A 10,203-nucleotide genomic window follows, 5' to 3' on the forward strand; every position below is an offset into this window, starting at 1 on the left:
CCGGGAGTCAGGCGTTCCGCGCCCGTTCGATGATCTCGTCGATCACCTCGTTTTTGGCGTCGGCGTAGTTCTGCACGTACTCCCAGACCCGCGCGGCGAGTTCGCGTTTCGTCGCCAGGTACAGCGCCAGTTCCTCCGGGTGGCTGCGCAGCCGGTCCCGGAACAGCAGATAACGCTCGGTCTGGCCGTTGCCCGGCGAATGGACGTGCAGGTTGATGTTCGTGTCCGGCCCCTTGAAGCAGCGGTGCTTCTCCCAGTCCGGCTCGCGGATCACCAGCCGGTAGCCCGCCGCTTCGAGGTCGGGGACGTACGCCGCTTCGTCGTCCGAATCGGGCACTTCGAGCAGGATGTCGACGATCGGCTTCGCGGCGAGCCCCGGCACCGACGTGGAGCCGACGTGTTCGAGCAGCAGCACGCGTTCCCCGAGCGCCGCGCGGATCCGCTGTTCCTCGCGGGCGTAGAGCCGAGGCCATTCCGGGTCGTACTCCGCGAGCGTGATGGTAGTGCCGAGTTTAGGAGCCTCGCCTACCCACGCCGCTTGGATTTCTTCCTCGCCGAACTGTTGCCTGGTCACCGTGATTCCCCCTGGTGCTGGATGAAAACAGCCAGCCAGGATATCAGGAAATCGGCAACGGCAGGATGTTTCCGCTCGCCTCGCGCAGTGCCGCCCGCATCGCCTCGCGCGGCGCCGGTTGTCCGGTGAAGTGCTCCGCTTGCCCGAATGCCTGGTGCAGCAACATGTCGAGCCCGGTAGCGAGGCCTCCGCCACGGCGTTCGACCGCCTCGGCCAGCGGAGTCGGCCACGGGTGGTAGATCACGTCGAGCACGCTGCCGATCCGGGACAGCTCCGCGACGTGCGGCACGACCGCGTCCGGCGGCACCGTGGTGACCAGCACCGCCGTGCGGTCCGCCAGCTCCGCGAAGTCCGTTTCGGACCAGCGCAGCACGTCCACGGTCAGGCCCGCGCGCTTGGCCGCGTCCACGGTTTCCGAAGCCCGTGCCGGTTCCCGCACCACCAAGCACACCGTCGTGACGCCCAACGCGGCCAATCCGACCACCGCGGCCGCCGCCGTCCCGCCCGCACCGAGCACCACGGCTTGGTCGCTCTTGGAAGGCGAGTAGCCCCCGGCGTACCGCAAGGCCCCGGTCACTCCGTCGACGTCAGTGCAGTCGGCGAGCCAGCCGTCCGCGCGACGCACGAGCGTGTTCGCCGCGCCGACCGCGGCCGCGCGCGGGGTGACCTCGGCGGCGTGGTCGAGCGCGGCCCGTTTGCCGGGCATGGTGACCGAAAGGCCGACCCATTCCGGGCCGAGGCCGTCGACGAACCCGGGCAGTTCCTCGGCGTCCGTCTCGATCCGGTCGTAGGTCCAGCCGTCCAGCCCTAGCGCCGCGAACGCCGCGCGGTGCAGCACCGGCGACAGCGAATGCGCCACCGGCTTGCCCAGCACCGCCGCGCGGCGCGGCCGGTCACTAGATGACGCCACGCTGCTCCGCCAGTGCCCGGTTCGCGTTGTGCTGGTCGTTCGTGACCGCGAAGCAGGAATGCCCGTCCTTCTCGCATTTCACGAAGTACGCCCAGTCGCCGGGAGTCGGGCTGACCGCGGCCTTGATCGCGTCCATGCTGGGCACCGCGATCGGCGTCGGCGGGAGACCGTAGTTGGCGTAGGTGTTGTACGGGCCCGCTTTCGCCCGGTCCTCGGGTTTCGTGAGCAGCGTCGGGCGGTCCAGCACGTAGTTGACCGTGGAGTCCAGCTGCAACCGGATGCGCTGCGCGAGCCGGTTGTAGATCACCCGCGAGATCTTGCCGAAGTCCGGCTTGATCGCCTCGCGCTCGATGAGCGACGCGATGATCAGCGTCTGGTACGGCGACATCCCCGGCCCGGTGTTCTGCGCGGTGAGCCCGGCCGCCTGGATCGTGTCGGCCGACTGTTTCACCAGATCGGTGATCAGCTCGGTCGCGCTCCAGCCGGGTTTCACGTCGTACACGCCGGCCGCGATGAGGCCTTCGAGCCGTTTGTCCTTGCTCAGGGCCTTGCCCGCGTCGGCCAGTGCCCACTCGGGCGCGCCGAGCGCCTTGAGGTCGGCGTCGGCGACGGTCTTGCGCAGCTGCTCGACCGGAATGCAGGTGCTCTTGCCGTTCAAAGTCGCGCACGAAGCCTTCGACATCAAGCTGTACACGCCCGGCGTGACCTTGCCGTCGGGCTGCGTGATGTCGTCGAACTGCGTGTACGGCCGGATTTCCAGCCGCCCGACCCGCGCCGTCGGCGAGGTGATCAGGTCGACCGCGCCCTCGCCCGACATGTGCTGGCGCAGCAGGTAGTAGCCCTGCTGGATCTTGCTCAGCGCGGTGTTTTCCGCACCCGCCTTCACAAACGCCCGGGAACTCGCGACCACGCCCGCGTCGGTGAGCTTCGCGCCGATCGCGGACGTCGTGTCGCCCTGTTCGACCTGCACGAGGGCGTCGCCTTCGCCGGGGCCGTCGAAGTCCGCGTAACCGAAGATCTTCTGGTACCCGAAATAGGCGCCGCCGCTGAGCAGGACGAGCACGAGCACCGCGGCGATCCAGCCGATCGCGCGCTTGCGCTTCTTGCGGGGCTTCTTCGCGGGCGGCTCCTCGGCCGGCGGCTCGGCGCCGTCTTCGGGGTAGCCGTCCTCGTCGTACTCGTCTTCGTAGTCCTCGTACTCGCCGTACTCGTCCTCGAAGAGGCCGTCGATCGGCTCGTCGTCCGGGTGCTCCGGTTCGTGCGCGGCGGGCACGGTCGGGATCACTTCGGTGGGCTGCTCGACCGGCTGCCGACGCGGCGGCTGGTGGCGTGGGTCGCGAGGCATCGACGCGTCCGCGAAGCGCGGATCGCGCGGCATGGAAGCGTCGGCGAATCGGGGATCGCGCGGCATCGAAGCCTCGGCGAACCGCGGGTCCGGCGGCATCGAAGCGTCCGCGAACCGAGGATCGCGCGGCATCGAAGCGTCCGCGAACCGGGGATCCGGCGGCATGGAGCCGTCCGGCGGCGGAGCGGGCGCGCGCCGAGCCGGAGGCTGCGGCATCTCCGCTGCCCGGCGACGGCCAGGCGCGGCAGCGTCCATCGGAGCGTCGACGTCGTCCCGGCGACGGCGGCCGGACGGCGGTTCGACATCGACCGGAGGCGGAATGTCCTCGCGCCGACGACGACGTCCGGCGGGCGGCTCGCCCGGCGGCGGAGCGTCTTCGAGACGGCGACGGCCTGCCGGAGGTTCGGCATCCACCGGAGGCGGAACGTCTTCCCGGCGGCGGCGTCGACCGGCTGGCGGCTCGACGTCCACGGGCGGAACGTCGTTCCCGGCCACCGGCGCGTCGCCCGGAGTTATGCGGCGCGGGCGGGCGCGCGGAAGATCGTCGGCCGCGTGCGGCGGCAAGTCCCAGTTCTCCGTCGACCGCTTCGGCCGGTCCTGCGGCGGGGCCGGGCGACGCCGCCGGGTCGGCGGTGCCTCGGCGGCCGGGCGGCGAGGCGGCTCGGCCGGAGGCATCGCTTCCGGTGCGGCGCGCCGGGGTGCTTCGCCAGCAGGGCGAGGCGTTCCCTCTGGTGCGCGTCGGCGCCCTTCCCCAGCGGGAGGACGCTGAGGCACGTCGCCGCGAGGGCGTCGTCGTTCGCCGGACGGCGGCATGCCGTCGGAGGCCGCGCGGCGGGGAGGAGGTTCGCTGTCCGGCTCGCGCCGCCTGCGCCGCCCGCCCGGAGCGCCGGAACCCGCTGCGGGGTCCGGCGGGTCGACGTTGCGCAGCCGACGGCGGCCACCCGGGTCGCCGGGGTCGCGGGGGTCGGTCATGAGTCGCCTTTCCGGGCGCGGTGCGCGGCGGCGGCGTCGAGCCAGGCTTGCAGGATCTCGACTGCCGCGGCCTGGTCGACCACGGCGCGCTGCTTGCGTCCCTTGACCCCTCGCTGGGACAGCATTCGCGACGCGGTGACCGTCGTCAACCGCTCGTCTGCCAGCCGCACGGGCACGTCCCCCACGCGCCCGGCGAGCTTTTCCGCATACGCGAGCGCGATGTCCGCGGCCGCGCCCTGCCGGTTCGCCAGCGTCCTCGGCAAGCCCACGATCACCTCGACCACCTCGTGTTCGGTGACGAGTTCGGCAAGCCGGTCCAGATCGCTGTCGTCCTTCGCATCACGGGAGAGGGTAACGAGCGGGCTCGCGAGGATCGGGGCGGGATCGCTCAGCGCGACCCCCACCCGGACAGACCCGACATCGACCGCGAGCCGCCTGCCCCGTCCCGGATCGGACTCGCCGGGCCGATCCGGGCCTCTCCGGGGGTTAGCGGCCAAGGTCCGCGACCGCCGCGCGCAGCGCCGTCACGGCCTGCTGCGCGCCCGCCGGGTTGCTGCCGCCGCCCTGGGCCATGTCCGGCTTGCCGCCGCCGCGTCCGCCGATCGCCTCGGCGAACGACGGCACGAGCTTGCCCGCCGCGATGCCCTTGTCGCGCGCCGCCGAGGTCGTGGCGACCACGAAGGCCACCTTTTCCCCGGAAGGCGCGAACAGCGCGACCACGCCGGCGCGGTCGCCAAGCCTGCCGCGGATGTCCGACGCGAGCGCGCGCAGGCCGTTGCCGTCGACGTCCGGCACGACCTCGGCGACCACCGAGACGCCGGAGACGTCCTGCGCCTTGTCCGCCAGCGCGCCGGCCGAGCCGAGCACCTGCTGCGTGCGCAGCTGCTCGATCTCCTTCTCGGCGTTCTTCAACCGGGACAGCACGTCCTCGATCCGGCCGGGCAGTTCGTCGGACGGCACCTTGAACGTGTTCGCCAGCTGCGAGACGAGCAGCTGCTCCTTGCGGACGTGCTTGAGCGCGTCCGGCCCGACCAGCGCCTCGACGCGGTGCACGCCGGAGCCGACCGACGCGTCCGACACCAGCTTGACCAAGCCCAGCTGGCCGATCCGGCGGACGTGCGTGCCGCCGCAGAGCTCACGCGAGTACTCGCCCATGTCGACCACGCGGACGTCGTTGCCGTACTTCTCGCCGAACAGCGCGACCGCGCCCAGTTCGAGGGCCTTGTCCTTCGTGGTGGTGTAGCTCTGCACCTCGACGTCGGTCTGCAGGTAGTCGTTCACTTCCTGCTCGACCTCGGTGAGGATGTCGGCCGACACCGCGCCCGGCGTGGTGAAGTCGAACCGCATCCGGCCCGGCGCGTTGAGCGAACCGGCCTGCGCCGCACGCTTGCCGTACGCGCCGCGGACCGCCGCGTGCACGAGGTGCGTCGCCGAGTGCGAGCGCTCGATCGAGAGCCGGCGGTTCGCGTCCACCGATCCGGTGAGCCGGGTGTCGATCCCGACCTCGCCCTGGGTGACCTCGACGCGGTGCACGAACAGGCCCGGCACGATCTTCTGCACGTCGAGCACCTTCAGCTCGACGCCGTCGCCGACCAGGACGCCGGTGTCGGCGATCTGCCCGCCGCTCTCGGCGTAGAACGGGGTGCGGTCGAGCACCAGCTCGGCCTTGTGGCCCGCGGCGACGCTGCGCACCGGAAGGCCGTCTTCGAGCAGGCCGACGACCTTCGCGTCCGCCTGCAGCTCGGTGTAGCCGAGGAATTCGGTTTCGCTGTGCTGCTCCAGCACCTTGCGGTACTCGGACAGGTCGCCGTGGCCGCTCTTGCGCGACGCCGCGTCCGCCTTCGCGCGCTTGCGCTGCTCCTCCATGAGCGTGCGGAAGCCGTCCTCGTCCACGGTCAGGCCCTGCTCGGCCGCCATTTCGAGGGTCAGGTCGATCGGGAAGCCGTAGGTGTCGTGCAGCTGGAAGGCCTTGTCGCCGGCGAGCACGTCGCCGCCGCCCTTCTTCGTCTCGGCCGCGGCCAGGTCGAAGATGCGCGAACCGCTGGTGAGGGTGGCGAGGAACGCCTCCTCCTCGACGCGCACGACCTCGGAGATCCGGTCGAAGCCGCTGACCAGCTCGGGGTAGGTCGGGCCCATGGTGTCGCTGACGACCTTCGCGAACTCCTGCAGCACCGGCTCCTGCACGCCCAGCAGGCGCGTCGAGCGGACGATGCGGCGCAGCAGCCGGCGCAGCACGTAGCCGCGGCCGTCGTTGCCCGGGGTGACGCCGTCGCCGATCAGCAGCACGCCGGTGCGCGCGTGGTCGGCGATGACGCGGAAGCGCACGTCGTCGGCGTGGTTGGCGCCGTAGCGGCGGCCGGAGAACTCCTCGGCGCGGCCGATCACCGGGCGCACCAGGTCCGTCTCGTACACGTTCTCGACGCCCTGCAGGATCGTCGCGACGCGCTCGACGCCCATGCCGGTGTCGATGTTCTTCTTCGGCAGCTCGCCGATCGGCGGGTGGCCCGCCTTGGGGCTCAGGTCGCCGCGGACGTCCTGCATGAAGACGAGGTTCCAGATCTCGATGTAGCGGTCCTCGTCGGCGACCGGGCCGCCCTCGCGGCCGTAGGCCGGGCCGCGGTCGTAGTAGATCTCCGAGCACGGGCCGCCGGGACCGGGCACGCCCATGTCCCAGTAGTTGTCCTTGCCGTCGCGGACCTGGATCCGGTCGCTGGGCAGGCCGGTGAGCTTGCGCCACAGCCCGGCCGCTTCGCTGTCCTTCTCGTAGACCGTCGCCCAGATCCGGTCCGGGTCGAGGCCGAAGCCGCCGTCGTCCTGGGACTTGGTGATCAGCTCCCAGGCGTTCTCGATCGCGCCTTCCTTGAAGTAGTCGCCGAACGAGAAGTTGCCCGCCATCTGGAAGAACGTGTTGTGCCGGGTGGTCTTGCCGACCTCGTCGATGTCCGGCGTGCGCACGCACTTCTGCACCGAGGTCGCGCGCGGGTACGGCGGCGGGGCCTCGCCGAGGAAGTACGGCTTGAACTGGACCATGCCCGCGTTGACGAACAGCAGGTTCGGGTCGTCGAGGATCAGCGGGGCGCTCGGCACGCGCGTGTGGCCGCGGCTCTCGAAATGGCGCAGGAAACGGTCGGTGATCTCGTGTGTGTCCACGGGTGAAGTCCTTGTGCTGAAGACCCGGCTCGGCCGGGAAAGGGAACAGGGGTCGGAGGCGGCGGAAGGCGCGCGGAGATCAGCCCTCCGCCCGGCGAGCTCGCCGGGCGGGGCGACGTGCGGCGTGCCTGCCGGCGCCCGAAGGCGGCGCGAGCACGGCGGTCCGCTCCTCGACCATGTCGTGCAGCTCCTGTTCCCGTTCGTTCATCCCGGCGCGCACCTCCGCGCCGAACGACCCGACGGCGCCCGCGAGTTCCCGCACGGCGTCGCCCAGGTTCGATGCTAACCCGGCGGGCGTGGCCTGACGAGCGGTTTCGCTCGCCTTGCGGCTCAGCGCGACCCCGGCGACGACCCCGACCCCGAGCCAGAACAGCCGCTTCACTTCTTCCCCCGGCGGGCCGGGCGCTGCGCCTTCGAAGCCTTCGCTTCCTGCTTCTTGCGGCGCGCGCGGATGGCTTTGCTGATCCCGTACGAAAGCGCGGCGGTCTTCACCAGAGGGCCGCCGAGCGTCGCGGTGAACACCGACGACAGCGCCGACACGTTGCCGCTCACCGCCTGCGCGTTCGAGGTGATCCCGTCGACCCGCTCGAGCTGGGCGTTGACGTGCGTGATCGTCTCGTTGGCCCCGATCAGGATCGGGTCGCTGTTCTCGTGCGCCTTGCGGATCGCGATCGTCGCCTCGTCCAGCGTGCGGCCGAGCTTGAGCAGCGGGATCGCCAGCAGCAAGACCAGCAGTACGAAAGCTCCTGCGGCGATCAGCGCGGCGATCTGCCCTGCCGACACGGGCCCTCCTCGGGTGGTGCGGGGTCTTAGGTGGAAGTGAGGTTACCGCCTGCGGCGCTTCTCGGCGGGGACCCCCCGCCGCAGCGGTCACCCAGCGCAGTCGCCGTCGCGGAAAACCGTTCGCGGAGAAGCGTCCGGACTGGTCTCCTCGGCTGATGGACTCTTCGAACGGACGAGGTCCGCTGCCCCGCGTCCTCGCCGGACCGGGCGGCCCCGCCGCCGACGTGCTCACTGATCTTTCCGGTGCCGACCTGACGACGCTGCAACTGGAAGTAGCCCGCCGCCGAGCCGCGAAACTGCGCGGACCGGACGTCCTGCGCCGCTACCGCGAGGACCGCTTCACCACCCCCGCACCTCTCGCTTTCGAACTTCTGCGGCGAGTCGAAGACGCCCTGCTTTCCGCCGCGCCACCGGAATTCGAACGGGTGACGCTCTCCCCGGTGACCCCGCTCGGCACGCATTCCGCAGTGGCCGGACTCGCCCAGCACCGTGTGGTGCCGACCGGCCGCGGCACGGAAGTCGCCGCCGACCCGACGAACGGACTGGCCCTGGAAGCCGCGATCCGACGCACCGGTTCCTCGCCAGTCCGGCTCGCCACCGTGCAACGCGTCGTCCGAGCCCAACTGCCGGGCCCAGGCTTCTTCGCGCACTTCTCCCTCTTCGCCGCCATCACCGCCGGTCGCGACCGCGGCAATCTGGCCTTCGAACGGGAACACCTGATTGAGCACGCGCGATTCCTCACCACCGCGGTACGCGCCGCCGGAGCGAGAGCGGCAGGCTTCGAAGTGACCACATTGGACAGCCGCTTCGCCGATTTCACCGCTTCGGTACAAGAAGCCTTGCCCGACGTAGCTGTCTCAGACGCCCCGGACCGCGCCGTCGGCCGCGCCTACTACTCCGGCCTCTGCTTCACCGTCACCGCCGACTTCGGCACCGGCCCGGCCGCCGTCGGCGATGGCGGCTTCACTCCCTGGACCGCACGACTGCTGGGAAACGCGAAGGAACGCCTGCTCGTCTCCGGCATCGGCGTGGACCGGGTCGCGTCTCTGCTCAACTCCCCTTCTTGATGATCCCCTCGTACACCGCGGCCATGTCGTCCTCGCCGTGCCCCGCCTCGACCGCGGCCTCCAGATGCGCCAACGCAGCCGCCGCCCCGCCGACGTCGATCGCCTGCCCAGCAGCCTCGACAACCAGCCGTGCGTCCTTCGCCGCGAGCGACGCCGGGAAACTGGCCGGATACTCGCCGGACAGCATCATCGGCCCCTTCGCTCGCGCGTAAGGAACGTCGAAGCCCGTGCCACTCATGACGTCAAAGAACAACTGCGGGTCGACTCCGAGCACGCGCGCCAATGCAAGACTCTCGCCAGTCCCGTTGGTGAGCGCGAGAACCCAAGCGTTCATCACCAGCTTGAGCCGCGTCGCCGTCCCAGGTTCCGTCCCCAGCCACCGAGTCTTGGAACCAATCGCGTCGAACACCGGCGCCGCACTCTCGTGCACGTTGTCCGGCCCAGCCGCGAGCACCTGCAACTGCCCCTGCTCAGCAGGCCCCTTAGTACCCATCACCGGACAATCGACGAACGGCACCCCCGCCGCGACAGCCGCCTCAGCGAGCCGATCGACCCACTCGACCCCGACAGTGCTGGTCTGCAACCAAATCGTGCCCGGCTCAAGCGAAAGCCCGCGAAACACCTCCGCGACCGCAGGCCCGTCCGCGAGCATGGTGACCAGAAGATCCGCCCCCTCCACCGCTTCACCAGGCGACCCGACAACGGTCACCCCCTCCGCGGCAAGCGGCTCCGCCTTCGCCCGAGTACGGTTCCAGGCCCGCACGGTCACCCCAGCGCGAGCAAGATTGGCAGCCATCGGACGGCCCATGATTCCGGTGCCAAGGAATGCAACTGTGGTCATCCGGCCATCGTGCCGCCAGACGCCCGGATCGGCAGGATCAGCGAGCCACTCCCCGCCCTCGCGACCGAAGACCAACACCACGAACCGGACCAATCCGTCCCCGGCGCCCCCACCACCGCCCGTGAGGGCCACCTTCACAGACTCAGACTCCCGCAGGGCGCCCCTCACTACCCGCCGAGGTCCGTGAGGGCCACCTTCACAGACGTGGATTCTTCGAGGTTCCCTTCACGGCCAACCCCGCCGCCCGCCCCTCGCGCCGCCGCCGGGACGCGCCCCAATGTGGCATCGGGTGCACTCAACGCACCAACCGCCACATTGAGTGCGTCACATGCACCCAATGCCGCATTGGCGTTCCAACCTCCGCCCGCGAGCCCGACCCAACCGAGCACCCAACCCCCGCGCCCCACCCCGCGAATCGCAGCCAGCCAACCCCGCCGACCCAGGCGGCCACACCCGGCCCTGCACCCCGATACGAAGCCTTCCCTGCGGTTCGGGGGGGGGGGTGGGGGGGGGGGGGTGGGGGGGGGAGCCAACCCCAAAAAAGCAGTAAAGCGAGGCGCT

General features: G+C 70.8%; 8 protein-coding genes and 1 pseudogene. 1 reads left to right on the plus strand and 8 read right to left on the minus strand.

From position 1 onward, the window contains the following. Window positions 1-10: 10 nt before the first annotated feature. From ACZ63D_RS06390 to ACZ63D_RS06420, 7 genes and pseudogenes are all read right to left on the minus strand, one after another. Window positions 11-574, minus strand: a pseudogene (locus tag ACZ63D_RS06390) (GrpB family protein); the annotation flags it as partial. Window positions 575-617: 43 nt separating this feature from the next. Continuing rightward, on the minus strand, window positions 618-1,484 hold the full coding sequence (locus ACZ63D_RS06395; RefSeq protein ID WP_465353242.1) for a shikimate dehydrogenase: 867 nt from the start codon (window positions 1,482-1,484) through the stop codon (window positions 618-620). After that, on the minus strand, window positions 1,471-3,504 hold the full coding sequence (mltG, locus tag ACZ63D_RS06400; protein ID WP_465353243.1) for an endolytic transglycosylase MltG: 2,034 nt from the start codon (window positions 3,502-3,504) through the stop codon (window positions 1,471-1,473). Before mltG ends, ACZ63D_RS06395 begins: the two co-directional genes overlap by 14 nt. Window positions 3,505-3,797: 293 nt before the next feature. Further along, a complete protein-coding gene (ruvX, locus tag ACZ63D_RS06405) occupies window positions 3,798-4,298 on the minus strand; it encodes a Holliday junction resolvase RuvX (protein WP_465353244.1) in 501 nt (166 codons plus the stop codon). Continuing rightward, window positions 4,288-6,951 (minus strand): alanine--tRNA ligase, encoded by a 2,664-nt coding sequence (gene alaS / locus ACZ63D_RS06410; RefSeq protein ID WP_465353245.1) that lies wholly within the window; start codon window positions 6,949-6,951, stop codon window positions 4,288-4,290. The genes ruvX and alaS overlap by 11 nt, the downstream gene beginning before the upstream one ends. A gap of 79 nt (window positions 6,952-7,030) precedes the next feature. Next, the gene (locus ACZ63D_RS06415; RefSeq protein WP_182890467.1) at window positions 7,031-7,333 is read right to left on the minus strand and encodes a hypothetical protein; all 303 of its coding nucleotides are present in this window, start codon (window positions 7,331-7,333) and stop codon (window positions 7,031-7,033) included. After that, a complete protein-coding gene (locus ACZ63D_RS06420) occupies window positions 7,330-7,734 on the minus strand; it encodes a DUF948 domain-containing protein (protein ID WP_465353246.1) in 405 nt (134 codons plus the stop codon). Before ACZ63D_RS06420 ends, ACZ63D_RS06415 begins: the two co-directional genes overlap by 4 nt. Before the next feature lie 155 nt (window positions 7,735-7,889). Between ACZ63D_RS06420 and ACZ63D_RS06425 the strand changes: the two genes are divergently transcribed. After that, complete coding sequence (locus ACZ63D_RS06425) at window positions 7,890-8,801, plus strand: hypothetical protein (protein WP_465353247.1); 912 nt, start codon at window positions 7,890-7,892, stop codon at window positions 8,799-8,801. Here the strand turns inward: ACZ63D_RS06425 and ACZ63D_RS06430 are convergent. Further along, window positions 8,785-9,642, minus strand: a complete 858-nt coding sequence (locus tag ACZ63D_RS06430) for an NAD(P)-dependent oxidoreductase (RefSeq protein ID WP_465353248.1) — start codon at window positions 9,640-9,642, stop codon at window positions 8,785-8,787. The genes ACZ63D_RS06425 and ACZ63D_RS06430 overlap by 17 nt on opposite strands. Window positions 9,643-10,203: the final 561 nt, after the last annotated feature.

This window comes from Amycolatopsis sp. NPDC104775 (assembly GCF_055583325.1).